We start from the raw sequence: 24,074 nt of genomic DNA on the forward strand, positions 1-24,074 counted from the left end.
AGGGACAGGCCCTGGGCGTGGTTGCCGGCGCTGGCGGTGATCACCCCGCGGGCCTTCTCGCTGGCCGAGAGGCTGGCCAGCTTGGTGTAGGCGCCGCGGATCTTGAAGGAAAACACCGGCTGCAGGTCTTCGCGCTTGAGCAGCACCTGGCAGCCCAGCCGCTCGGACAGCGCCCGCGCCGGCTGCAGGGGCGTTTCGATCGCCACGTCGTAGACGGGGGCGAGCAGGGTCTTGCGGGCATAGCGCTGCAAGAGATCGGTGGCGGGTTCCTGGACGGTCATGGCGGGCTCCTGGGGTGTTCGTCGGGGCCCAGGAGTCAGAAAGTACAAACCCGCCTCTTGGGCGGGTCTGGTTGCGCAGCTAACGCTGTCCCGCCATCAGGTAATGGCGGTAATAATGCTGGGGCGTTGGCGGCTGCGCGTGTTCATGAGCGCTACCCTAGGGCCTGGCCGGGCACGGCGTCAAGCGGCGCCGGTGGCTGTGGCACAATGGTCAACCTGTTGCCCACTTCCCGCGACCCGATCGCCTCTGCCGAGAATCCCGATGGCCCGCAAGAAAGCTCCCGACTTCGAACAATCCCTGGCCGAACTGCAGACCCTGGTGGAACGCCTGGAGAGCGGCGAGCTGTCCCTGGAGGACTCCCTCGGCGCCTTCGAACAGGGCATCCGCCTGACCCGCGAATGCCAGGGCGCCCTGGCCCAGGCCGAGCAGAAGGTGCAGATCCTGCTGGAAAAGGACGGCGAACTCACCGCCGCCCCCTTCGCCCCGGTCGGGGACGACGCATGATCGAGGCCTACCAGCAACGCTGCCAGACCCGCGTCGATACCGCCCTCGCCCCGCTGTTCACCGCCCCCCGCGCCGAACTCGCCCGGCTCTATGCCGCCATGGCCTACAGCGTCATGGGTGGCGGCAAGCGGGTACGGCCGTTGCTGGTCTATGCCGCCTGCGAAGCCCTGGGCGGCGATCCGGCGCGCGCCGACCAGGCCGCCTGCGCGGTGGAGCTGATCCACGCCTATTCCCTGGTCCACGACGACCTGCCGGCCATGGACGATGACGACCTGCGCCGCGGCCGGCCCACCACCCACAAGGCCTATGACGAGGCCTGCGCCATCCTTGCCGGCGACGGCCTGCAGACCCTGGCCTTCGAGACCCTGCTGGCGGCGCCCCAGGCTGCCGCGGTGCGACTGGAGATGATCGCGGTACTGGCGCGCGCCAGCGGTCCGGCGGGCATGGTCGGCGGCCAGGCCATCGACCTGGAGTCGGTCGGCCGGCGCATCGACCAGCCGGCGCTGGAGACCATGCACCTGCACAAGACCGGCGCCCTGATCGCCGCCAGCGTGCAACTCGGCGCCCTGGCCAGCGAAGCCGCCGGTGCCGCCGAGCGCGACGCCCTGGCCCGTTATGCCGAGGCCATCGGCCTGGCCTTCCAGGTCTGGGACGACGTGCTCGACATCGAAAGCGATACCCAGACCCTGGGCAAACGCCAGGGCGCCGATCTCGCCCGCGACAAACCGACCTACCCGGCGCTGCTCGGCCTGGACGCCGCCAAGGCTTATGCCCTGGAGCTGCGCGACACCGCCCTGGCCGCCATCGAGCCGCTTGGCACTCCGGCCGAACCCCTGCGCGCCCTGGCCCGCTACATCGTGGAACGACGTAGCTAGACGCGCCTATGGCGGAAAAACTCGTGACCCGGGCCGCATTTGCCCCCGGGTCCGTTGTCACAGGGGCATAACAAGACGCCCTGCCCGCTGTTGGGATGCCACGCGGGCATCGGGTAAACTGCCTAATTCTCTGCGCAAAGTGATCAGCCAGATGCCCAAGACGTTTCACGAGATTCCCCGCCAGCGTCCCGCGACGCCCCTGCTCGACCGCATCGACTCGCCGGTCCAGCTGCGCCAGCTCGGTGACGCCGAGCTGGAAGCCGTCGCCGACGAACTGCGCGCCTTTCTCCTGTGGACCGTGGGCCAGACCGGCGGTCACTTCGGCGCCGGCCTGGGTGTCATCGAACTGACCGTGGCCCTGCACTACGTCTTCAACACCCCGGAAGACCGGCTGGTGTGGGATGTCGGTCACCAGGCCTATCCGCACAAGATCCTCACCGGCCGTCGCGAAGGCATGGCCAGCCTGCGCCAGAAGGACGGCCTGGCCGCCTTCCCGCGCCGCAGCGAGAGCGAGTACGACACCTTTGGCGTCGGTCACTCCAGCACCTCCATCGGCGCCGCCCTGGGCATGGCCATCGCCGCCCAGCTGCAGGGGCTCGAGCGCAAGTCGGTCGCGGTGATCGGCGACGGCGCCCTGACCGCGGGCATGGCCTTCGAGGCGCTCAACCACGCCTCGGACACCGGCGCCAACATGCTGGTGGTGCTCAACGACAACGACATGTCCATCTCGCGCAACGTCGGTGGTCTGTCCAACTACCTGGCGCGGCTGCTTTCCAGCCGTACCTACCAGCACCTGCGCGAGAACGGCAAGAAGGCCCTCTCCAAGCTGCCCGGCGCCTGGGAAATCGCCCGCCGCACCGAAGAGGCCGCCAAGGGTATGCTGGTACCCGGCACCCTGTTCGAGGAGCTGGGCTGGAACTACATCGGCCCCATCGACGGCCACGACCTGCCGACCCTGGTCACCACCCTGCGCAACCTGCGCGATGCCAAGGGTCCGCAGTTCCTCCACGTCATCACCCGCAAGGGCAAGGGCCTGTCCATCGCCGAGGCCGATCCCATCAGCTACCACGCCATCACCAAGCTGGAGCCGCTGGACGCCAAGCCCAAGCGCCCGGGCGCGCCCAAGTACTCCAACATCTTTGGCGACTGGCTGTGCGACATGGCCGCCGCCGATACCAAGCTGGTGGGCATCACCCCGGCGATGAAGGAAGGCTCCGACCTGATCCGCTTCGCCGAACGCTATCCCGAGCGCTACTTCGACGTGGCCATCGCCGAGCAGCACGCGGTGACCCTGGCCGCGGGCCTGGCCTGCGATGGCATGAAGCCGGTGGTGGCCATCTATTCCACCTTCCTGCAGCGTGGCTACGACCAGCTGATCCACGACGTGGCGGTGCAGAACCTGGACGTGCTCTTCGCCATCGACCGCGCCGGCCTGGTCGGCGAAGACGGCCCGACCCACGCCGGCAGCTTCGACCTGTCCTACCTGCGCTGCATCCCCGGCATGGTGATCATGGCGCCCAGCGACGAAAACGAGCTGCGCCGCCTGCTCACCACCGGCTATCGCCACCAGGGCCCCGCCGCGGTGCGCTACCCGCGCGGCAGCGGTCCCAACGCCGCCCTCGATCCGGGCCTGGAACCCCTGCCCATCGGCAAGGGCGTGGTGCGTCGCCAGAGCGGCCTGAAGAGCGGCCCCAAGGTCGGCTTCCTAGTGTTTGGCGTGCAACTGGCCGAGGCCCTGCAGGTCGCCGAGCGCCTGGACGCCAGCGTGGCCGACATGAGATTCGTCAAGCCGCTGGACGAGGCCCTGATCCGCCAGTTCGCCGCGGACCACGATCTGCTGGTCACCGTTGAGGAAAACAGCGTCATGGGCGGCGCCGGCAGTGCGGTCAGCGAATTCCTGCAGGCCAATGCCCTGGTCCAGCCCGTGCTCAACCTGGGCCTGCCGGACAGCTACATCGAACACGCCAAGCCGGCCGACATGCTGGCCGAGTGCGGCCTTGATGAAGCCGGCATCGAGCGCGCGGTCCGCGAGCGCCTGGCCCTACCGGACCTTGCGGCAGCGCCGACCGGTCTGCGCAAGGAAGCCTGAGCGGCAGCCAGGCTGAGATAAAAAAAGGCGCCCTAGGGCGCCTTTTCCACGTCTTCGTTCTGATGCAGATTGCCGAGCATATGGCCGAGCTTGCCGGCCTTGGTCAGCAGATAGCGGCGATTGTGCGGATTGAGGCCTTCCTGCAGCGGCACCCGCTCGGCGACCGGGATACCCAGGACCTCGAGCGCCTTCACCTTGCGCGGATTGTTGGTCATCAGGCGCAGCGAAGTGACCCCCAGGTGGTCGAGCATCGGCTTGCACAGGGCGTAGGTGCGCTGATCGGCACCGAAGCCCAGGCGCTCGTTGGCTTCCACGGTATCGGCCCCGGCATCCTGCAGCTCATAGGCGCGGATCTTGTTGAGCAGGCCGATGCCACGCCCTTCCTGACGCAGATAGAGCAGCACGCCACGACCGGCTTCGGCGATGGCGCGCAGCGCCGCCTCCAGCTGGAAACCGCAGTCGCATCTCAGGCTGAACAGCGCGTCGCCGGTCAGGCACTCGGAATGCAGGCGGCCCAGCACCGGCTCGCCATCGGCCACGTCACCGAAGGTCAGGGCGACATGCTCCTTGCCATCGGTCTCGTCGAGGAAACCGTGCATGGTGAACAGGCCGAAGGGGGTGGGCAATTGGGAGGCGGCGACAAAGACGACGGACACCTGCGGGCTCCTGGAGGGGAAAGACGTACATTGTAACCTTTTCCCCAGGCCCGGCGTCATCGCCAGGGGTTATGACGTCGATACCCGCTGATCTATCAGCGTGCCTGCACGTAGAAGATGCCCTGGGCCTCGCGCCAGCCCACGCGATTGAGGAAACTCATGCCCAGCAGGCCCTGGCTGGGATAGTTGCCCTCCAGGACCATGGCGTCCACCCCGACCACCTCGATATCACCCAGGCGCACCTGCTTGAGCGTGGTGCGCCAGGCGCGGGCATGGCCGCTGGCGGTTTCCACCCAGCCCGGGGTGCCGTCGCGATAGCTGATGCCCAGCTGATCGGCCTGGGCGCCACTCAGGGCGACACTGGTGGCGCCGGTGTCCACCAGCAGCGACACCGGACGGCCATTGACGTTGGCGGTGACCTGGTAATGACCGTTGTTGCTGCGCGGCACGCTGAATTCTCGGCGCTGCGGAGCGCTGTAGCCGTCGCTGTATTCGCGGTCGAGGGCAAAGGTCTGGGTCCGGCCGTCGATGCGCAGCACCGCCTGCTGGGAATCCGCGCTGACCACCTCGACGTCGTCCAGGCGCTGGCCGACTCGCAGCAATTTACGCTGGCCATTGACGTTGACCACCGCGGCGCCATTGAACAACCCCACGACCCTGACCTGGGGTTGCGCCCAGGCGAGCGTACCGACGGCCCAGATGAGGCCGCACGCGCCCAGTCTCTTCACTGCCCTGCTCCTTGGGCCTGCGTCTCGTCAGCCGACGAGATGACCCCAACCGATGTGTAATCCCTGAACCACCAGCCAGGCGAGGATGCCGGCCAGTACATCGTCGACCATGATGCCGACGCCGCCGCGGACATTGACATCCAGCCAGCGGATTGGCCAGGGCTTGCAGATGTCCAGCACGCGGAAGGCGACGAAACCCACCAGCAGCCAGATCAAGCCCGGAGGCGCCAGCCAGAAGGTGATCCAGATGCCGACCATCTCGTCCCAGACGATGCCCTCGTGGTCGTGCACGCCCAGCTCCCGGGCGACCTTGCCGCACAGCCAGCAGCCGAACACAGAGAGCAGCACCAGCAGCAGCGGATAGCTCCAGCCGCCGAGCAGCTGCCAGAGCGGCACGAAGGGCAAGGCGATCAGTGATCCCCAGGTGCCGGGCGCCTTGGGCAGGGTGCCGGAGCCCAGGCCAAAGGCCAGGAAGTGCCAGGGATCGCGCCAGACCGACAGGGGGACCGGCTGGGCGGGGGCTTGCTGTTCGCTCAAGGATGGACTCCGCGCCAGGGCGCTAGAAATGTTGGAAACCGGTGTGTATCGGCGTCAGCGGCTGACCGTCGGCGGCGAGCACCTGGACGCCACTGCCCGTCTCGACCCGCCCGATCACCTGTGCCTGGGGCCAGGCGGCGGCCAGGGCCGGCGCCTGCTCGGGCGGCAGGGTGAAGACCAGCAGGTAGTCGTCGCCGGCGCCCAGGGCCAGGCGCAGCACCTCATCGGCGGGGAAGAGTTCGGCCAGGGCCGGACTCACCGTCAGCCGCGCCGTCTCCACGACCAGGCGGACGCCGGAGGCGGCGGCGATGTGGCCGCAATCGGCGACCAGGCCGTCGGAAACGTCCTGGGCCGCCGTCGCCCGCCCGCGCAGCCAGAGGCCAAGCTCGAATTGCGGCTGGGGTGCCCAGTAGCGCGCCAGCAGGTGCCCACTGGCGGCGCCCTCCGCTGCACGCTGACCGAGGACGAAGGGCAAGGCCCCGCCCGCCTCACCCGGCGCACCGCCCAGGCACAGCAGATCGCCCGGGCGGGCACCGCTGCGCAGCAGCGCCTGGCCGGCCGGCACCTGGCCGAAGACCGTGAGGGTGAGGGACAGCGGACCGCGAGTGGTGTCACCACCGACCAGGCGCAGCTCGCACTGTTCGGCCATCTGCGCGAGGCCTGCCGCCAGGCCTTCCAGCCAGGCGGGCTCGACGGACGGCAGGGTCAACGCCAGGGTGAAGCCCAGGGGCGCGGCGCCCATGGCGGCCAGGTCGCTGGCGCTCACTGCCAGGGCACGCTGGCCGAGGCCATGGGCATCCGGGCAGGGATCGGGGAAATGCACCCCGGCGGTCAGGGTGTCGGTGGAGACCGCCAGTTGCTCACCGGGAGCGGGTGCCAGCAGCGCGCAGTCATCGCCGATGCCCAGCGCCACGCCGGGACCGCCGCGAGCGCAGGGCGCCGCGGCGAAATAGCGACGGATGAGTTCGAATTCACCCATGCCGACGTGGGCGATCAGCGCTTGCCGCGCAACTCGGCGCTGCGCAGCTTGGGCGCCAGCTTGTCCAGCACGCCGTTGACGAACTTGTGGCCATCGGTGGCGCCGAAGATCTTGGCCATCTCGATGCCTTCGTTGATCACCACCCGGTAAGGCACGTCGATGCGCTTGAGCAGCTCGTAGCAGGACAGCCGCAGCACGGCCAGCTCGACCGGATCCACCTCGTTCATGGCGCGGTCCAGGCAGGGCAGGATCAGCCCGTCGATCTCGCTCTTGTTGGCCGGGACGCCATGCAGGACTTCATGGAAATAGGCGCCGTCGACCTTGGCGAAATCGTTGTCGACGCGAAACTGCGCCTCGATCTCGTTGATCGCCTGGCCCGCCATGTGCCACTGGTACAGGGCCTGGACCGACAGGCTGCGCGCTTCGCGGCGAGCAGCCAGTTTGCCGGTGGGGGCCTTCTTGCCCGCGGGCTTGCCGGCCGCGGGCGGAGTCAGATCGCCGCTCACTTGGCCTCCAGCTGCGCCAGCAGGCTGACCATTTCCAGAGCGGACAGGGCCGCTTCGGCGCCCTTGTTGCCGGCCTTGGTGCCGGAGCGCTCGATGGCCTGCTCGATGGAGTCGACGGTGAGGACGCCAAAGGACACCGGTACGCCGAATTCCATGGAGACCTGGGCCAGGCCTTTGGTGCACTCGCCGGCCACGTATTCGAAGTGGGGGGTGCCGCCACGGATCACCGCGCCGAGGGCGATGATGGCGTCGAATTCGTCGCGCTGGGCGATCTTCTGCACCGCCAGCGGGATCTCGAAGGCGCCAGGGACGCGGATGATGGTCAGGTCGTCCGGCTTGATGCCGTGACGCACCAGGGCGTCGATGGCGCCCTGCAGCAGGCTTTCGACGACGAAGCTGTTGAAACGACCGACCACCAGGGCGAAGCGGCCCTGGGGAGCGATGAATGTGCCTTCAAAGGTCTTGATGTTCATGTGCGGGTCCAGTTGTCAAAGAGCCGAACGGCCGGCAGTGCCAGGCCGTCCGTGGAAATCCAGGTGAAGCGCGCCGCACCACCCGGGCGGGGCGCGCCAGGCGGAAGGGTCATTCTTCAGGAGGCAGATAGTCTACTACTTCCAGGTCGAAGCCGGATATGGCGTTGAACTTCATCGGCGAGCTGAGCAGGCGCATCTGACGAATGCCCAGGTCGCGGAGGATCTGCGAACCGGCACCGACGGTGCTGTAGGTGGACAGCGCCTTGGGCACCGGCAGCGGCTCGCGCAGGTGCGCCAGCAGGTCGTCGCCCTCGATCGAGTGACCGAGCAGTAGCACCACACCGGTGCCCTCGCGGGCCACGCGCTCCATGGCGCCACGCAGACTCCAGCGACCCGGTTGCTGCACCTGCAGCAGGTCGCGCAGCGGGTCCATGTTGTGCACCCGCACCAGCGGCAGCTCCTGGCCGGCCAGGTCGCCACGGATCAGCGCCAGGTGGACGTCGCCCTCCACCTCGTCGCGGTAGGTCACCAGCTTGAACGGACCGAGCTCGGTCTCCAGCTGCTGCTCGTCGATGCGCTTGACGGTGTGCTCGTGGAGCAGGCGGTAGTGGATCAGATCGGCGATGGTGCCGACCTTGAGGCCATGCTGCTCGGCGAAGGCTTCGAGTTCGTCGCGACGGGCCATGGTGCCGTCGTCGTTCATCACCTCGCAGATCACCCCGCTCTCGGCGAAACCGGCCATGCGCGCCAGGTCGCAGGCGGCTTCGGTATGGCCGGCACGGGCCAGCACGCCGCCGGGCTGGGCCATCAGCGGGAACATGTGGCCGGGGCTGACCACGTCGCCGGCCTTGGCGTCCTTGGCGATGGCGGCCTGCACGGTACGGGCGCGGTCGGCGGCGGAGATGCCGGTGCTGATGCCCTCGGCGGCCTCGATGGAGACGGTGAACTTGGTGCCGAAGCCGGAGGCGTTGCGGCTGGCCATCATCGGCAGGTTGAGACGCTCGCAGAGGCCCTTGCTCATGGGCATGCAGATCAGGCCCCGCGCGTGGCGGGCCATGAAGTTGATGTGTTCGGCGGTGACGCATTCGGAGGCGATGATGATGTCGCCTTCGTTCTCGCGGTCCTCGTCGTCCATGAGGATGACCATCTTGCCCGCGCGGATGTCCTGGATGATGTCTTCGATGCTGGAAAGTGCCACGGTGTCGTCCTTAGCGCTGCAGATAGCCGTGTTCGGCGAGAAAGGTTTCGGTGACGCCGCCCTTGCTGGACTCGGCGGCCTTGTCGCCCAGTAGCAGGCGCTCCAGGTAGCGGGCCAGCAGGTCCACCTCCAGGTTCACCCACCGACCGGGGCGGTAGTCGGCCATGATGGTCTCGCCGAGGGTGTGGGGGACGATGGTCAGCTCGAATTCGGCGCCGTCCACCGCGTTCACCGTGAGGCTGACGCCGTCCACGGTGATCGAGCCCTTGAGGGCGATGTAGCGGGCCAGCTCGGCCGGGGCACGCAGGCGAAACTGCACGGCGCGGGCATTATCGGTGCGGGAGACCACTTCGCCGAGGCCGTCCACGTGGCCGCTGACCAGGTGGCCGCCGAGGCGACTGGTGGGCATCAGCGCCTTTTCCAGGTTGACCTTGCTGCCGGGCTTGAGGCCGCCCAGGCTGGTGAGGCTCAGGGTCTCGCGACTGACGTCGGCCCAGAAGCCGTCGCCAGGCAAGTCCACGGCGGTAAGGCAGACTCCGTTGACGGCGATGCTGTCGCCGAGCTTGACGTCGGCAAGGTTGAGCTTGCCGGTGGCGACATAAAGGCGCACGTCTCCGCCCTTGGGCGTGAGCGCGCGGATCTCGCCGAGGGCTTCGATGATTCCGGTAAACATCAGCTCAGGCCTCCGCGAGGTAGAGCCAGAAAGGCGGTGCAGCTAGACATCGACGAACTCCTGTTTCGGTGAAAAAACAGGGCGTACGGACAGAAGGGAAATCAGACGGACGAGGGGCTCGCACCCCTGCCAGGCGAGGCTATCCCGTTCTCTCTCATCCGGACTATGACCGTCGGCCCCGGAATCCAACCGGGTCTGCTGACCTCTCCCGCCGCAGAGGACGAGAGAGCGCTCGCGGGCTCGTCCCGACTTATCGGGCGTTACCGCCGGTGGGGAATTGCACCCCGCCCTGAGAACTCGCCACCCGAGGGCAGCGCAGGTTTTGTAACACAGTTCGCCGCCGCGGGGCCAGGGGCGTCAGGTGTCCCTGGCCGGTCGGGCGATCAGGTGCAGGTCGGCGCCTACCGGGGTGACGCTGAGGATCTCCAGCTGCGGGGCCTCGGCCAGGTGCACCAGCGGCCAGTCCAGCAGCGGCCGGGCGCTGGAACCGAGGAACCTGGGCGCCAGGAACAGGTGATATTCGTCGACCAGCCCGGCCTGGGCGAAGGCACCGGCCAGACGCGGCCCGGCTTCAACCAGGACGTCATTGACCTGCTCGCTGCCCAGGCGGGTCAGCAGGGCCGCCAGATCGACCTGGCCCTGGCTACCGGGCAGCGCCAGGTAGTCGTGACCGGCCGCTGCATAGCCGGGCGCCGCCGCGGCCATACCGGCGACCCGTGCCGCGCCGGCCTGAAAGAAGGGGGCATCCAGCGGCACCCGGCCACGGCCGTCCACCAGCAGCCGCTGCGGCGTACGCAGGGTGGCCAGTTGCAGTTCGTCTCCGCTCAGGCCCAGTTCCGCCTGACGCACGGTCAGGCGGGCGCCATCGGCCAGCACGGTATCGGCGCCAGTGATCACCACCCCCGCCTCGGCGCGCAGCCGCTGGACGCTCTGGCGCGCCGCCGGACCGGTGATCCACTGGCTTTCGCCATTGGCCATGGCGGTGCGGCCATCCAGACTCAGGGCCAGCTTGACTCGCACGAAGGGTCGCCCGGTGAGCATGCGCTGGATGAAGCCGGCGTTGAGCGCTCGTGCCTCGGCTTCCAGCACTCCGGCGCGGGTGGCGATGCCGGCGGCGGAGAGGCGCGCCAGACCGCGCCCGGCCACCAGCGGATTGGGATCGGTCATGGCCGCCACTACCTCGGCCACGCCGGCGGCTACCAGGGCATCGGCGCAAGGCGGGGTGCGGCCATGATGGCTGCAGGGTTCCAGGGTCACATAGGCAGTGGCGCCACGCGCCGCCTCCCCCGCCTGGCGCAGCGCGTGCACCTCGGCATGGGGACCGCCGGCCTGGCGGTGCCAGCCTTCGCCTACCACCTGGCCGTCGCGGACGATGACGCAGCCCACCCGCGGATTGGGCGCCGTGCTGTAGCGGCCGCAGGCGGCCAGCGCCAGGGCGCGGGCCATCCAGACTTCGTCGCTCCCCATGGCGCTCATACCGGCTGCTTGCCCGGATCCTGGGCCAGGCGCTCGATCTCGTCGCGGAATTCGGCCAGGTCCTGGAATTGCCGATAGACCGAGGCGAAGCGGATGTAGGCCACCTGGTCCAGCTTGCGCAGTTCGTCCATCACCAGTTCACCCACCACCCGCGAACGGATCTCGCGCTCGCCAGTGGCGCGCAGGCGGTGCTTGATCAGGGCGATGGCTTCTTCCAGACGCTCGACGCTGACCGGCCGCTTCTCCAGGGCACGCTGCATGCCGGCGCGCAACTTGTCCTCGTCGAAGGGCTGGCGGGTGCCGTCCTGCTTGATCAGCCGTGGCAGCACCAGTTCGGCGGTCTCGAAGGTGGTGAAGCGCTCCTGGCAGGCCAGGCACTCACGTCGCCGGCGCACCTGCTCACCGGCCGCGACCAGCCGGGAATCCGTGACCTTGGTGTCGTGGGCGCCGCAGAAGGGACAATGCATGAGAGAGTCGATCGCCGGAAGGGAAAGCCCTCATGGTACCCGATCACTCCCTGCCGGGAACCTCCGGGTGCCTGACGAATCGACAGCCAGGGGCCGCCGGGCTATAAGAGCGCCCTGTGTTCGACGACCTCTCCAGCCTCCCGTGCAGCCCTCGCCGGCCGCGACCTCCGGATCCCGCCATGACCCCACGCGCCCTCCTGCCCCTGCTCTTCACCGGTCTGCTCGCGGCCTGCTCCAGCCCACCCGAAACCACGCCGCCGCAGCCCACCACCCCGGCCGACGAACCGGTTCCGGTGGTCGGTGCCCCCACTCCGGCCAATCTGCGCGAGATCTCCGGGGTGCTGCGCAATGCCCAGGGTCTGGTCCCGGCGGGTGCCCAGGTCGAGATCGCGCTGCTGGCGGTCAACGCCAAGGGCCTGCCCCAGCGTCTGCTGGCCAGCGAGACGGTGACCGGCAAGGGCGCGCCCCTGGCCTTCCGCCTGCCCTTCAATCCAGAGATCTTTCCCACCCGCCCGGATCTCAAGGTGGAATTCCACGCGCGCCTGATCCAGGCCGGGCAACTGGCCAGCTATCTGCCGCCGGTGAATGTCGGCGGACCGACCACGCAGAATCTCGGCGAACTGGTGCTGAACCAGACCCCGTGACGCCCCCTGCCGATCTCGCTGCCGCCCTGACGGCCCTGCTGGGCGACGCCTGCCTCTCCTTGCAGGCATTGCCCGGCAGCGACCTGTCGCTGTGGCTGATCGATCCGGCCAATATGGCGCGGGCCTTTTCCCCGGCGGAAACCCAGCGCCTGCTGGAGGCACCGCCCTACTGGGCCTTCTGCTGGGCCAGCGGTCTGGCCCTGGCGCGCTGGATCGTCGCCCATCCCGAGCACGTCGCCGGCCGCCAGGTGCTGGATTTCGGCAGCGGCTCGGGCATCGCCGGACTCGCCGCCGCGCGGGCCGGCGCGGCGCGGGTGGTCTGCTGCGACCTCGATCCGCTGGCCTTGAAAGCCTGCCGTGCCAATGCCCGGGCCAACGCCGTGCAGATCGAGACGATGGACGATCTGCACGCCAGCACCGAGCGCTTCGAGCTCATCCTGGCCGCCGATGTGCTCTACGACCGTGCCAACCTGCCGCTACTGGCGCTCCTGCAGACGCGTGCAGAACGGATCCTGCTGGCCGACTCGCGGATGCGCGACCTGGCCCACCCCGGCTTCACCCGCATCACCGAACTCCACGCCTGCACCCTGCCGGATCTGGCCGAGCCGGACGAATTCCGCCGCGTGGCGCTCTATCGGGGTTGAGCTGGCCCGCCTTGTTTCCAAGCCCGGCGCCCCCACCTATAGTGCATCTTTCGTCTGCCGAGTCCGCCATGAGCCAGGTCCCCTACATTTTCGACGCCACCCTCGACACCTTCCAGCAACAGGTCATCGACGCCTCCTTCAGCACCCCGGTGCTGGTGGACTTCTGGGCCGAGTGGTGCGCGCCCTGCAAGGTGCTGATGCCGCTGCTGGCCAAGATCACCGAGTCCTATGGCGGCGCCCTGCACCTGGCCAAGGTCAACTGCGACATCGAGCAGGAACTGGTGATGAGATTCGGCATCCGCAGCCTGCCCACGGTGGTGCTGTTCAAGGATGGCCAGCCGGTGGACGGCTTCGCCGGCGCCCAGCCCGAATCGGCCATCCGCGCCCTGCTCGAACCCCATGTCCAGGCCTTGCCGCCGGCCGAGGAAGATCCGCTGGACGCCGCCCAGGCGCTGTTCGCCGAGGGCCGCTTCGCCGAGGCCGAGGCGCTGCTCAAGGCGCTGCTCGAAGAAGACAACAGTGACGCCCTGGCGCTGATCCTCTATGCCCGCTGCCTGGCCGAGCGCAACGAACTGGACGACGCCCAGGCCGTGCTGGACGCGGTCAAGGGCGATGAGCACAAGCAGGCGCTGGCCGGCGCCCGGGCCCAGCTGACCTTCCTGCGCCAGGCCGCCAGCCTGCCCGAGGTGGCCGAGCTCAAGAGTCGCCTGGCGCGCGATGCCGGCGACGATGAAGCCGCCTACCAGCTGGCCGTGCAACAACTGGCCCGCCAGCAATACGAACCCGCCCTGGATGGTCTGCTGGACCTGTTCCGCCGCAATCGCGGCTACGGTGACGACCTGCCGCGCAAGACCCTGGTGCAGGTCTTCGATCTGCTGGGCAACGATCACCCGCTGGTCGCCACCTATCGCCGCCGCCTGTACCAGGCACTGTACTAGGCACCTATTGATAACGGCTGCGTCGCCCCAGGCGCAGCCTTGTCCACAGCCGGCGCCAGCCTGGCGCTGCGGACCCTTCGTAGCGTGGAAAACCGCGCAGCGTTTTCCACTCGCCTACCCCCAGTCTCATCCCTGCCAGATATAGAACTGCGCCTCCCCCACCCGCTCCATGCGCACCTGGGGACTGTGCCTCAGCCGTACCAGCAGCTGCTTGGCCACGCCCAGATTGCCGGTCAGCTTTTCCAGGGCCACCAGGATGTCCGGCCCGCTGAGTCGGCCAGCCTGGCTGAGCAACTTCACCACCTGATCCCAGAGCATGTCGCCGCCCGACTTGGGCCCGCTGGGGGCGGCGGCCACCGCCGCAGCAGGGAGGGACGCCGCCGTCGGCCGCAGGGCCGCGGCCAGGCGCTGCCAGTCGGTCTCGTCCAGTTCCACCGTGAGATCCACGGGCTGGCTGCCGATGGTTCCGCGAATGCGTACCATGGTGTTCTCCTCGTCGTGCAGAGGCCCATGCTCCCACAGCCATCGGCCGACGCCAAACCGAGGTTGCGACAGGCAAATGCAACAACATAACATAGCGCCTTTCCACCCACTGGAAGCCATCCATGCGCCTGCCCCTGCTGACCCTCTGCCTCGCCGCCGCGCTCGCTCAACCGGCCTTTGCCCAAGGCACCGCTAGTGACCATGACGAACACGAGCACGGTGCCCTGGGCGCCCATGTGCACGGCGAATCCCACCTCGACCTGGCCCAGACGGAAACCGGCCTGGAATTGCAGTGGCGCAGTCCGGCGGCCGATCTGCTGGGCTTCGAACATGCCCCGCGCAACCAGCAGGAAGAGGACGCCGTCGCGGCTCTGCGCCAAAGCCTGGAGAATCCCCAGCCGCTGGTGAAGCTGCCCGCGGCAGCCGATTGCCGCCTGACCGAAGCCAGCGCCATCAGCCCGCTGTTCGCCAAGGACGCCAGCGCGAGCGGCCATCTCGACGTGGACGCCAGCATGAGCTTCAGCTGCAGCAAGCCGGGCGCGCTCGCCAGCCTGGATCTCTCCGGCTGGTTCGCCCGCTTCCCCAACAGTCACAGTGTCGAGGCCCAGGCCATCGTCGCCAGCGGTCAGCAAGGCGCCGAACTGACCGCCAAGCAACCGCAGCTGAAATGGTAAGACGGTCGTGACCGCCGCCCCGCTGGTCGAGATCCAGGACCTCGGCTTCGCCTGGCCGGGCCAGGCGGAATGCCTGGACATCCGGCACTTCCAGCTGGCACCCGGCGAGGCGCTGTTCCTCGAAGGCCCTTCGGGCAGTGGCAAGACCACCCTGCTCGGCCTGCTGGGTGGCGTGCAGCGCCCCGGTCGCGGCCAGGTGCGCCTGCTCGGTCAGGACCTGGGGACGCTCGCCACCGCCCGGCGCGACCGCTTTCGCGTCGACCACACCGGCTTTCTCTTCCAGCAATTCAACCTGCTGCCCTTTCTCTCGGTGCTGGACAACGTCCTGCTTCCCTGCCAGTTCTCGGCGCTGCGCCGCGAGCGCGCCACCGCGCGGCACGGCGATCCGCGGGGTGCGGCCCTGACCCTGCTCTGCGCCCTGGGGCTGAGCGATCCCGCGCTGCCGCGCCGTCCAGCCCGCGAACTCTCCATCGGCCAGCAGCAGCGGGTCGCCGCCGCCCGCGCCCTGATCGGCCAGCCGGAGCTGGTGATCGCCGACGAACCCACCTCGGCGCTGGACACCGATCACCGCGATGCCTTCCTGCAGCTGCTGTTCTCCGAGTGCGCCGCCGCCGGCGCCGGCCTGCTGTTCGTCAGCCACGACCGCAGTCTGGCCAGTCGTTTCGACCGCCACCTGACCCTGGCCCAACTCAACGCCGCCCGGCCGGAGACCTAGGATGCCGCTTCTGCCGCTGGCCTGGGCCAGCCTGCGCAATCGTCGCGCCACCGCCCTCCTCACCGTCTTCACCATCGCCGTCTCGGTGGCCCTGCTGCTGGGCGTCGAACGGTTGCGCACCGAGGCCAAGGCCAGCTTCGCCAGCACCATCGCCGGTACCGACCTGGTGGTGGGCGCCCGCTCCGGTGCGGTCAATCTGCTGCTCTACTCGGTGTTCCGCATCGGCAATGCCACCAACAACATCCGCTGGGAGAGCTACGAGAAGCTCGCCGCCGATCCCCGCGTCGCCTGGACCATCCCGCTGTCCCTCGGCGACTCCCACCGCGGCTACCGGGTGCTGGGTACCGACGGCAACTACTTCGCCCACTATCACTACGGGCGCAACCAGCCGCTGCGGCTGGCCCAGGGTCGCCCCTTCAACGACGTCTTCGAGGTGGTGCTGGGCGCCGAGGTGGCCAAGGCGCTGCACTATCAACTGGGCGACAGGGTCGTGCTGGCCCATGGTGTCGCCACCATCAGCCTGACCGAGCATAGCGACCACCCCTTCACGGTGGTCGGCATCCTCGCCCCCACCGGTACCCCCGTCGACCGCACCCTGCACATCCCGCTGAGCGGCATGACCGCCCTGCACCTGGACTGGCGCGGTGGCATGCCCGGTCCTGCGCTGAGCGACGCCGAGGTGCGCCGGCGCGATCTCACGCCCCAGGACCTGACCGCCGCCCTGGTCGGCCTCAAGAGTCGGGTGGCCACCTTTGCCGTGCAGCGCGCGGTCAACGAGTACCGTGGCGAGCCGCTGCTGGCCATCCTGCCCGGCGTGGCCCTGCAGGAACTCTGGGGCCTGCTCGGCACGGCGGAACAGGCGCTGCTGGTGATGTCGCTGTGCGTGGTGCTCACCGGGCTGGTGGGCATGCTCACCGCCCTGCTCGCCAGTCTCAACGAACGACGCCGCGAGATGGCCATCCTGCGCTCGGTGGGCGCCCAGCCGCGTCATCTGTTCGGCCTGCTGCTGGCCGAAGCCCTGGCCCTTACGCTGGCCGGCTGTCTCGCCGGGCTGGCGCTGCTCTATGGCGCCATCGCGCTGGGCCGGCCCTGGCTGCTGGCGGAATACGGCCTGGCATTGCCGCTGGACTGGCCCTCGCTCTACGATGGGCAACTGCTCGGCGGTATCCTGCTCGCGGCGCTGGTGCTCGGCTGCATTCCGGCCTGGCGCGGCTGTCGCCAGGCCCTCACGGACGGGTTGTCCGTGCGTTTGTAGACGAGGCTTCCCCATGCGCCTGGCGCTCCTGCTGTTGCTCTGCTGGCTGTCCTGGGCCCAGGCCGACCCCCGCCAACTCGCCTGGCGCGAACTGGTGCCGGCCGATGCGCCGCGCTTCAATCCCGGCAGCGTCGACCACGGCCTCGGCGAAGACGGCCCGGCCGCCAGCCAGCCCTGGCCGGACGCGCCAACGGTGGCCGCCCTGGACGGCCAGGAGGTGCGCCTGCCCGGCTACGTGGTGCCGCTGATGGTCACCGAAGAGGGCGAAGTCACCGAGTTCCTGCTGGTCCCCTATTACGGCGCCTGCATCCACGTACCGCCGCCGCCCGGCAACCAGATCGTCTACGTCAAGGGCAGCCACGATCTCTGGCTGTCCAAGCTGCACCTGCCCTACTGGGTGGAAGGCCGCCTGGGCGTGGGCACCCAGCGCAGCGAGGTGGCCGTCGCCGGCTACTGGCTGCAGGCCCAGCGCATCCAGCCCTACATCCTCAAGGGCGACGGCTCCTGAGGGATCTGCCCTGCGCTTGAGCGAGATCAAGAGTCCGCCGTTCCGGCTTCGCTAGGCTGCTCCCAGCCATTTTTCAATGCCTTCGGAGCCCTCGCCATGCGTCCTCTCTTCCGTCTCAGCCTGCTCGCCCTCGCGCTGGCCGCCCCCTTCGCCCAGGCCCACCAGGCCGGCGACATCATCCTGCGCGCCGGCGCCATCACCGTGGATCCCCACGAGCGCAGCTCCGACGTCAAGATCGACAGAGGCGCCCTGAGTGGCGCCAATCTGGGCGGCAAGGCGACCATGGACAGCGACACCCAGCTGGGGCTGAACGTCGCCTACATGCTGACCGACCACCTGGGCCTCGAATTGCTCGCGGCCACGCCCTTCGAGCACCAGGTCAACATCAAGGGCACCGGGCTCGACGCCGCCAATGGCAAGCTGGGCAGCCTCAAGCACCTGCCGCCGACGCTGAGCCTGGTCTACTACCCGCTGGACGCCAAGGCGACGTTCCAGCCCTATGTCGGCGCCGGCCTCAACTACACCTGGATCTATGACGAGCACGTCGGCAGCGGCGCCAGCGCGGCCGGCTTCGACAATTTCCGCGCCGACAACTCCTGGGGCTGGTCCGCCCAGGTCGGTGCCGATCTCATGCTCACCGACCGGGTGATGCTCAATGCCCAGATCCGCTACATCGACATAGCCACCACCGCCCACGTCGACAACACCGCCCTCGGCGCCCGCGCCAAGGTCGATCTGGACGTGGATCCCTGGGTCTACATGGTCGGCCTGGGCTATCGCTTCTAGGCCACCGCCAGCCACTCGCGCCTTAGGTTGGCGCCGAGACGGCTCCAGCGGCGCAGCTCAACAGGCCAGGGCTTGCCCCTGGCCTCGCCTGCTAGTCCCGCAGCAGCGCCGCCAACCCCGTGCCCATGGCGGTAGGCTGGCTGAAGTCGAAACGCTCGCGCAGACGACGGTTGTCCGCCTTCGAATGGCGGATGTCTCCCGCCCGCGCGACCCCATGGGTCACCTGCGGCAGGCCACCGAGCACCTGACCGATCTCTGCCAGCAGGCCGTTCAGGCTGATGGTCTCGCCGCGCCCCACGTTCACCGCCCCGGCCGTTACTTCGGTGGCTTCCAGCGCCTGCACCAGGATGCCCACCAGATCGGCCACATAGACGAAATCGCGGGTCTGCTCGCCATCGCCGAACACCGTGATCGGCGTCTGGCGGCGGGCACGCTCGGTAAAGATGCTGATCACCCCGGAATAGGGCGAAGACGGATCCTGCCGTGGGCCGTAGATGTTGAAAAAGCGGAAGATCGCCGGCTCCAGCCCGTGCTCGCGGCGATAGAAGTCGAAGTAGTACTCGCCGGCCAGTTTGTCGGCCGCATAGGGCGTCAGGGGCGCCTTGGGCAGCTCTTCGTCGATGGCCTGGCCCTGACCGTTGGCGCCATAGACCGCCGCGCTGGAGGCATAGACCACGCGCCTGATGCCGGCCTTGCGCATGGCCTCGCACAGATTCAGGGTGCCGATGAAATTGGCCCGGTGGGTACCCACCGGGTCTTCCACCGACGCCTGCACCGAGGCCACCGCGGCCAGGTGCACCACCGCTGCGCAGCCGGCCACCGCGGCTTCCAGCGTCGCGGTATCAGCCACGTCGCCCACCCGCAGCTCGATACGTTCGTTGTCCAGCGGCAGATTCTCGCGCTTGCCGGTGCTGAGATCGTCCAGCACCCGCACCCGCCGGCCCCGCGCCAGCAGCGCGTCGGCCAGATGGGAGCCGATGAAACCGGCACCGCCAGTGATCAGAATGGGCGCATCACTCATGGAAACCTACCTCGTCCTGCCGAAAGCCCTGCAACAGCGCGGGCAGCTCCTGCTGCCAGCGCCGCACCTTGATTCCAAAGGTGTTGAGCAGCTTGCGACTGATCAACACCCCCTGTTGTGGCTCTTCCGCGGCATCCGCGCGCTCGAGGTGCGTCACCTCCTGCCATTCGCAGCGCACCGGCCGGTCGAACTCCTGCCAGAGCTGGGCGACGGTCTCGGCCAGGCCCAATTCCGATACCGCTTCCTGGGCGCCATAGTGATAGGTCCCCCAGAGCGGCGCGCCGCAGTCGAGTTGCTTGACCACCGCCAGCAACACCCGCGCGGCATCGCCCACGGTGGTCGGATTGCCGCGCCGGTCGCCCGCCATCGGCACCACCTGCTCGGTGTCCAGCTGCTGCAGCAGACGCCCCAGACGCCCGTCGCGGGAGTCGTCCAGCACCCAGCCCAGGCGCAGCAGGATATGCATCGGGCACAGCGCTCGCACCAGTTGCTCGACCCGCCAGAGCGCTTCGCCACGCGCCCCGGGGGGCCGCGGAAGATCCTTTTCACTATAGCCGGCCACGCGGGAGCCATCGAACAGCTGATAACTGGACGGTTGGATCAGCGGAATCTGATAGTGCTGGCAGAGGCCTGCCAGGCGCTGCACGGCCAGCGCCTGGCGCTGCATCAGGGCCGGATCGAAGTCTGCGGCCTGCAACCAGTCGCGGTAGTAGGCGAGATTGATCACCGCTCCCGGCCGTACCCGGTCGAGGACCTCGGTCAGTCCGGCAGCGTACCAGCCCTCCGCGGGAGTCTCGGGGGCGACGAATTCGATGCCCGCTTCGGCACCGGCGGCGAGTAGCGCCTTGCCCAGGGCGCTCTCCCCGCCCACTACTAGAAGACGCATACGCATGTGTTGGAACAGCCTTCAAACCAGCATAAACAGGCGTCGAAAGATTCGACGGACATCGGTCAACATAGCGCGTCGCGCCAACCTTGCTCAAGCACCGGCGGCAACCGCTGCCGGTTCCTCGCGGGTTTGTTCGCGCAGGGTATGGTTGGCGGCGCTCTTGAGATTGGGTAGCAGCCGGCAGATCAGCGCCAGCTGGGTGCACACCAGTCGATAGCCGTCGTCGTTATCATCCGCCGCGGCTTCCAGTTGGTCGGCCAGGCTGCTTTCCTCTTCGGCGGTAGGCGGCAGACTGCGCCGCTCCGCCACCGCGGCGGCTATGGTCTCCATGCCCTCGGCGATACGGGTCACGGCGCGCTCCACCAGGGCATCGTGCTCGGCCGCTTCCAGCTGGCGGCGATGCGCGCCCAGGGCCGACAGATAACCCAGCAAGGTGTTGGACAACGCCAGATAGCGAAAGCCCGCTTCCAGGTTGCGCCGGAAATGCCCGGGATCGCGCAGCATGTTGGCCAGCGCCGCCGACAGCGTCGCATCGGCATTGTGGGCGTTGCGCCGCGCCACGCGGTAATCGAGGTCGTCGCGCTTGCCGGTGCGGTACTGCTCGTGCAACCGGCGCAGATAGAGGGCGTTGGTGCGCAGGGTGTTGGCCATCACCAGGTGCAGGCGGCGCCCCTGCCAGTCCGGCAGGACGAAGAACACCGCCAGCACCGCGATCAGGCAACCCAGCAGGGTGTCCAGCAGCCGCGGCCAGATCAGCATGAAACCGTTGCCCACCTGGTTGAAGCAGAACAGCACCATCAGGGTGATGGCCGCGGTGGCGACGGTGTAGCGATCGGTCCGGGTGATGAAGAACACCAGACCGGCGACCAGCGCCAGCAGCAGCTGGATCTCCGGTTGCGCGAACAGCTCCAGCAAGGCACTGCCCAGCAACAGGCCGATTACCGTGCCGACGATCCGCTGCACCAGCCGCACCCGGGTCGCCCCGTACTGCGGGCGGCAGACGAACACCGTGGTCAGCAGGATCCAGTAGCCGTTGACCGGGTGGATCAGGTGCAGCACCCCATAGCCGGCCATCAGCGCCAGCGCCATGCGCAGGCCATGGCGGAACAGCAGCGAGGTCGGGGTCAGCTGCAGGCGGATACGCTGTAACACCTCGCGCAGCGAGCGCGCCGCCGGATCCAGCAGACTGGTATCCAGATCCGCCGCCCCCGAGTCGCTGTTGCCCGCCTCGGAAAATTGCCGCTCCAGGGTCGAGAGATTGTGCCCGAGCAGGTCCAGGGAGCGCAGCAGGCCTCGCCAGCGCGGATTCTGCTGCTGCTTGAGATACTCCAGCGAGGCCTGCAGATCGGTCAGCCCCTGCTGACTCTGCTGGCCATATTCGAAGGGCTGCCCCAGTCGGATCGCCTCGCCCATGTTGCGGCAGGCTGCGGCCTGCAGCTTGAGCAGGCGCTGGCAGCGAAAGAGGATATCACTGTGAAAGAACGCCTCGGTCAGGGCGCTGTAGGGATAGTGCGAGGAGCTGGCGCGCTCATGGATATCCTGCGCCATGAAATACAGGCGGAAGTAGCGCCCTGAACGTGCGCCCGGCCGCCCCGAGCGGCCGAAGCGATTGAGAATGGTCGCCTTGGCCTGGTTCAGCGCCTGCACCACCTTGCCGTTCTGCTGGGCCAGCAGCACCCGCCGCCGATGCAGATCCACCCCGCGCACCGGTTCGAGCATCTCCGCCTTGAGCCGGAGCAGGGTCTCCAGTTCGCCATAGAGCGCGGACAGATTCTGCCGCACCGGCTGGTGGGCGAACAGCGCGCACCAGAGCACCGAGAGCAGGCCGTACCACAGCGCCCCGGCCAGCAGGTGCGCCGGCTCGTACCACAACGGCACCTGGGTACCCAGCCGCTGATCCACACCGATCATGGCGTAGATCGACAGGATCACCGTAGCCTGGGCGATGGACGCGTAGCGCTCGCCGATGGCGCCGAGCATGGTCAGGCTGAAGGTGGCCAGGCCCAGGCCCACCACAAAGATCCAGGGATAGGGAAACAGCAGTTCGACCGCGAAGGCGGCCACCGCGAAGCACAGCAGGGTGACCACCAGGGACTTGAGACGGCCCAGCCAGCTGTCATCGGTTTCCGCCAGGGCGCTGGCGATGATGCCGAGAAACACCGGCGACAACGCGCGCAGATCGCCCAGCGACCAGCAGACGGCCATGGCGCCGCTCAGGGCGACAAATACGCGAACGCCATAGCTGGCCTTTTCGTGCGCCCAGAGCTGGCGCAAAGACACTCCAAACACAGTCATGACGGGAGAGCGAGCCTCGTGTTTTCGCGCTTGATGCGAACCTTAGCACTGCGACGTCGCAAGTGGCGTCCGAGGCAGCCTTTCCCGCACTTTTTTAGCGGCAAAAAAAGCCCGGCATCCGCCGGGCTCCTTCTACCCCTTGGGTCAGGCCACTTCGCTGGGATCCATCCCCAGCTCCTTGGCGATACCCATGCCATAGGCAGGATCGGCCTTGAGAAAATGACCGATCTGCCGCAGCTGGACATCCCGGGTCACCGAAGCCATGGCACCGACGATATTGTCGATCAGCAACGCCTGCTGGTCCGCGTTCATCAGGCGGAACAGCGCACCGGCCTGACTGTAGTAATCCTCGTCCACCCGGTGGTCGTAGCGATCGGCCGGACCGGCGAAATTCAGCGCCGGCTCACGATATTGCGGCGCCTGCCTGGGCGTATGGCTATAGCTGTTGGGCTCGTAGTTCGGCTGGGAACCGCCATTGCCATCGAATCTCATGGCCCCGTCACGCTGGTTGTTGGCATAGGGGCAGCGCGGCGCATTGACCGGCAACTGCTGGTAGTTGGTTCCCACCCGATAGCGCTGGGCATCGGCATAGGCGAACACCCGTCCTTGCAGCATGCGATCCGGCGACAGGCCGATGCCCGGTACCACGTTGCTTGGCGCGAAGGACGCCTGCTCCACCTCGGCGAAGTAGTTCTGCGGATTGCGATTGAGCTCCAGCAGGCCTACCTCCTGCAACGGATAGTCCTGCTGCGACCAGACCTTGGTGACGTCGAAAGGATTTTCGGCGCGACCGGCCGCTTCCTGCTCGCTCATCACCTGGATGCACAGCTTCCAGCGGGGGAATTCGCCGCGCTCGATGGCCTGGAACAGGTCGCGCTGGCTGTAGTCCGGATCGCTCCCGGCCAGACGTGCGGCCTCGGTCGGCGCCAGGTTCCTGATCCCCTGCTGGCTCTTGAAGTGAAACTTCACGAAGTGCCGTTCGCCCTGGGCATTGATCAGGCTGAAGGTATGGCTGCCGAATCCATGCATGAAGCGATAGCCATCCGGGATGCCGCGATCGGAAAACAGGATGGTCACCTGATGCAGCGATTCCGGCGACAGCGACCAGAAGTCCCACATCATCTGCGGACTCTTCAGATTGCTCCAGGGATCGCGCTTCTGGGTGTGGATGAAGTCGGGAAACTTGAGCGGATCGCGGATGAAGAACACCGGGGTGTTGTTGCCGACGATGTCCCAGTTGCCTTCTTCGGTATAGAACTTGAGGGCGAAGCCACGCGGATCGCGCTCGGTATCCGCAGAGCCGCGCTCACCACCCACGGTGGAAAAGCGCAGGATGGTCTCGGTCTGCTTGCCGACGCTGGCGAACAGCTTGGCGCTGGAGAGATGGGTGATGTCCTGGGTGACGGTAAAGGTGCCATAGGCGGCAGAACCCTTGGCGTGCACGCGTCGCTCGGGAATGACCTCACGATTGAAGTGGGCCAGCTTCTCGATCAGATGGAAGTCGTCGAGCATCAGCGGACCGCGCGGGCCGGCGGTACGGGAATTCTGGTTGTCGGCCACCGGAATACCGCTGGCGGTGGTGAGGATCTTGGTATCGGTCACAGGTTGTCTCCCTTGAATAGCGCTTGCTGATCGCGTGGGAGAAGTATCGCCAAAGCAATACTTTAGGACTAATTTATTGATCCTAGCATCCTGATAGAAAATCCAAGTAGAAGGGCCCTGCCTGCGGCTTCGCCAAACGCCAGGCATGAAAAAGCCGGGCAGGAGCCCGGCTTTTTC

General features: G+C 67.8%; 27 protein-coding genes and 1 riboswitch. Of the genes, 11 read left to right on the forward strand and 16 right to left on the reverse strand.

Annotated elements, in window-relative coordinates; genetic code table 11:
- Positions 1-281, reverse strand: a 281-nt coding sequence (locus tag PVZ72_RS04570) for a pyridoxal-phosphate dependent enzyme (protein ID WP_273861313.1), incomplete at its 3' end; no start/stop codon positions are given.
- 262 nt (positions 282-543) lie between these two features.
- Between PVZ72_RS04570 and PVZ72_RS04575 the strand changes: the two genes are divergently transcribed.
- The 3 genes from PVZ72_RS04575 (at position 544) to dxs (ending at position 3,750) form a co-directional block, all read left to right on the forward strand.
- Complete coding sequence (locus PVZ72_RS04575; RefSeq protein ID WP_064308488.1) at positions 544-786, forward strand: exodeoxyribonuclease VII small subunit; 243 nt, start codon at positions 544-546, stop codon at positions 784-786.
- On the forward strand, positions 783-1,661 hold the full coding sequence (locus PVZ72_RS04580) for a polyprenyl synthetase family protein (protein ID WP_187980968.1): 879 nt from the start codon (positions 783-785) through the stop codon (positions 1,659-1,661). Before PVZ72_RS04575 ends, PVZ72_RS04580 begins: the two co-directional genes overlap by 4 nt.
- Positions 1,662-1,812: 151 nt before the next feature.
- Entirely contained in the window at positions 1,813-3,750 is a 1,938-nt protein-coding gene (dxs, locus tag PVZ72_RS04585) for a 1-deoxy-D-xylulose-5-phosphate synthase (protein ID WP_273861314.1), read from the forward strand.
- Positions 3,751-3,782: 32 nt separating this feature from the next.
- On the opposite strand, the gene ribA is transcribed toward dxs, so the two are convergent.
- The 10 genes from ribA to nrdR form a co-directional block, all read right to left on the reverse strand.
- Entirely contained in the window at positions 3,783-4,406 is a 624-nt protein-coding gene (gene ribA, locus PVZ72_RS04590; RefSeq protein WP_273861315.1) for a GTP cyclohydrolase II, read from the reverse strand.
- A 95-nt stretch (positions 4,407-4,501) separates the two neighbouring features.
- Complete coding sequence (locus tag PVZ72_RS04595) at positions 4,502-5,134, reverse strand: retropepsin-like aspartic protease family protein (protein WP_273861316.1); 633 nt, start codon at positions 5,132-5,134, stop codon at positions 4,502-4,504.
- Positions 5,135-5,161: 27 nt separating this feature from the next.
- Positions 5,162-5,671: a phosphatidylglycerophosphatase A family protein gene (locus PVZ72_RS04600; RefSeq protein ID WP_273861317.1), complete on the reverse strand. Its 510-nt coding sequence runs from the start codon at positions 5,669-5,671 to the stop codon at positions 5,162-5,164.
- 22 nt (positions 5,672-5,693) lie between these two features.
- Positions 5,694-6,650: a thiamine-phosphate kinase gene (gene thiL, locus PVZ72_RS04605; protein ID WP_273861318.1), complete on the reverse strand. Its 957-nt coding sequence runs from the start codon at positions 6,648-6,650 to the stop codon at positions 5,694-5,696.
- Positions 6,651-6,664: 14 nt separating this feature from the next.
- Positions 6,665-7,156 carry a transcription antitermination factor NusB gene (gene nusB, locus PVZ72_RS04610; protein WP_133860576.1) on the reverse strand — a complete coding sequence of 164 codons (492 nt, stop codon included), beginning with the start codon at positions 7,154-7,156 and terminating at the stop codon, positions 6,665-6,667.
- Positions 7,153-7,629 carry a 6,7-dimethyl-8-ribityllumazine synthase gene (gene ribH / locus PVZ72_RS04615; RefSeq protein ID WP_007161209.1) on the reverse strand — a complete coding sequence of 159 codons (477 nt, stop codon included), beginning with the start codon at positions 7,627-7,629 and terminating at the stop codon, positions 7,153-7,155. Before ribH ends, nusB begins: the two co-directional genes overlap by 4 nt.
- 109 nt (positions 7,630-7,738) lie before the next feature.
- The gene (gene ribBA, locus PVZ72_RS04620) at positions 7,739-8,827 is read right to left on the reverse strand and encodes a bifunctional 3,4-dihydroxy-2-butanone-4-phosphate synthase/GTP cyclohydrolase II (RefSeq protein ID WP_133860575.1); all 1,089 of its coding nucleotides are present in this window, start codon (positions 8,825-8,827) and stop codon (positions 7,739-7,741) included.
- 10 nt (positions 8,828-8,837) lie between these two features.
- Positions 8,838-9,500: a riboflavin synthase gene (locus tag PVZ72_RS04625; protein ID WP_273861319.1), complete on the reverse strand. Its 663-nt coding sequence runs from the start codon at positions 9,498-9,500 to the stop codon at positions 8,838-8,840.
- Positions 9,501-9,642: 142 nt separating this feature from the next.
- Positions 9,643-9,801, reverse strand: a riboswitch (FMN riboswitch).
- A gap of 56 nt (positions 9,802-9,857) precedes the next feature.
- Positions 9,858-10,976 carry a bifunctional diaminohydroxyphosphoribosylaminopyrimidine deaminase/5-amino-6-(5-phosphoribosylamino)uracil reductase RibD gene (gene ribD / locus PVZ72_RS04630; RefSeq protein WP_273861320.1) on the reverse strand — a complete coding sequence of 373 codons (1,119 nt, stop codon included), beginning with the start codon at positions 10,974-10,976 and terminating at the stop codon, positions 9,858-9,860.
- Positions 10,973-11,443: a transcriptional regulator NrdR gene (nrdR, locus tag PVZ72_RS04635; RefSeq protein ID WP_007161213.1), complete on the reverse strand. Its 471-nt coding sequence runs from the start codon at positions 11,441-11,443 to the stop codon at positions 10,973-10,975. Before nrdR ends, ribD begins: the two co-directional genes overlap by 4 nt.
- A gap of 179 nt (positions 11,444-11,622) precedes the next feature.
- Between nrdR and PVZ72_RS04640 the strand changes: the two genes are divergently transcribed.
- From PVZ72_RS04640 to trxA, 3 genes are all read left to right on the forward strand, one after another.
- On the forward strand, positions 11,623-12,087 hold the full coding sequence (locus PVZ72_RS04640) for a YbaY family lipoprotein (RefSeq protein ID WP_133860572.1): 465 nt from the start codon (positions 11,623-11,625) through the stop codon (positions 12,085-12,087).
- Positions 12,084-12,731 carry a class I SAM-dependent methyltransferase gene (locus PVZ72_RS04645; RefSeq protein ID WP_273861321.1) on the forward strand — a complete coding sequence of 216 codons (648 nt, stop codon included), beginning with the start codon at positions 12,084-12,086 and terminating at the stop codon, positions 12,729-12,731. Before PVZ72_RS04640 ends, PVZ72_RS04645 begins: the two co-directional genes overlap by 4 nt.
- 68 nt (positions 12,732-12,799) lie before the next feature.
- The gene (gene trxA, locus PVZ72_RS04650; RefSeq protein ID WP_273861322.1) at positions 12,800-13,669 is read left to right on the forward strand and encodes a thioredoxin; all 870 of its coding nucleotides are present in this window, start codon (positions 12,800-12,802) and stop codon (positions 13,667-13,669) included.
- Between the two features lie 126 nt (positions 13,670-13,795).
- Here trxA and PVZ72_RS04655 read toward each other — a convergent pair whose 3' ends face one another.
- Complete coding sequence (locus PVZ72_RS04655; RefSeq protein ID WP_273861323.1) at positions 13,796-14,152, reverse strand: hypothetical protein; 357 nt, start codon at positions 14,150-14,152, stop codon at positions 13,796-13,798.
- 122 nt (positions 14,153-14,274) lie between these two features.
- On the opposite strand from PVZ72_RS04655, the gene PVZ72_RS04660 reads away from it, so the two are divergent.
- The 5 genes from PVZ72_RS04660 to PVZ72_RS04680 all read left to right on the forward strand — a co-directional run bounded on the left by PVZ72_RS04660 (position 14,275) and on the right by PVZ72_RS04680 (position 18,090).
- Complete coding sequence (locus PVZ72_RS04660; protein ID WP_273861324.1) at positions 14,275-14,826, forward strand: ZrgA family zinc uptake protein; 552 nt, start codon at positions 14,275-14,277, stop codon at positions 14,824-14,826.
- Positions 14,827-14,833: 7 nt separating this feature from the next.
- The gene (locus tag PVZ72_RS04665) at positions 14,834-15,541 is read left to right on the forward strand and encodes an ABC transporter ATP-binding protein (RefSeq protein WP_273861325.1); all 708 of its coding nucleotides are present in this window, start codon (positions 14,834-14,836) and stop codon (positions 15,539-15,541) included.
- A gap of 1 nt (position 15,542) precedes the next feature.
- Positions 15,543-16,796 (forward strand): ABC transporter permease, encoded by a 1,254-nt coding sequence (locus PVZ72_RS04670; protein ID WP_187980956.1) that lies wholly within the window; start codon positions 15,543-15,545, stop codon positions 16,794-16,796.
- 13 nt (positions 16,797-16,809) lie between these two features.
- Positions 16,810-17,304, forward strand: coding sequence for a DUF3299 domain-containing protein (locus PVZ72_RS04675; protein ID WP_187980955.1), 495 nt, complete (start codon positions 16,810-16,812; stop codon positions 17,302-17,304).
- Positions 17,305-17,400: 96 nt separating this feature from the next.
- Positions 17,401-18,090: an OmpW/AlkL family protein gene (locus tag PVZ72_RS04680; protein ID WP_027601114.1), complete on the forward strand. Its 690-nt coding sequence runs from the start codon at positions 17,401-17,403 to the stop codon at positions 18,088-18,090.
- Between the two features lie 91 nt (positions 18,091-18,181).
- Here the strand turns inward: PVZ72_RS04680 and PVZ72_RS04685 are convergent, their stop codons facing one another.
- From PVZ72_RS04685 to PVZ72_RS04700, 4 genes are all read right to left on the reverse strand, one after another.
- Positions 18,182-19,111: an NAD-dependent epimerase/dehydratase family protein gene (locus PVZ72_RS04685; protein WP_273861326.1), complete on the reverse strand. Its 930-nt coding sequence runs from the start codon at positions 19,109-19,111 to the stop codon at positions 18,182-18,184.
- A complete protein-coding gene (locus PVZ72_RS04690) occupies positions 19,104-20,003 on the reverse strand; it encodes a sugar nucleotide-binding protein (protein ID WP_443218232.1) in 900 nt (299 codons plus the stop codon). The genes PVZ72_RS04685 and PVZ72_RS04690 overlap by 8 nt, the downstream gene beginning before the upstream one ends.
- Positions 20,004-20,090: 87 nt before the next feature.
- Positions 20,091-22,295: a YccS family putative transporter gene (gene yccS / locus PVZ72_RS04695; RefSeq protein WP_273861328.1), complete on the reverse strand. Its 2,205-nt coding sequence runs from the start codon at positions 22,293-22,295 to the stop codon at positions 20,091-20,093.
- Positions 22,296-22,439: 144 nt separating this feature from the next.
- Positions 22,440-23,897, reverse strand: coding sequence for a catalase (locus PVZ72_RS04700; protein WP_273861329.1), 1,458 nt, complete (start codon positions 23,895-23,897; stop codon positions 22,440-22,442).
- Positions 23,898-24,074: the final 177 nt, after the last annotated feature.

The sequence above is a fragment of the Pseudomonas sp. LA5 genome, assembly GCF_028640825.1.
GTDB lineage: Bacteria > Pseudomonadota > Gammaproteobacteria > Pseudomonadales > Pseudomonadaceae > Chryseomonas > Chryseomonas aestiva.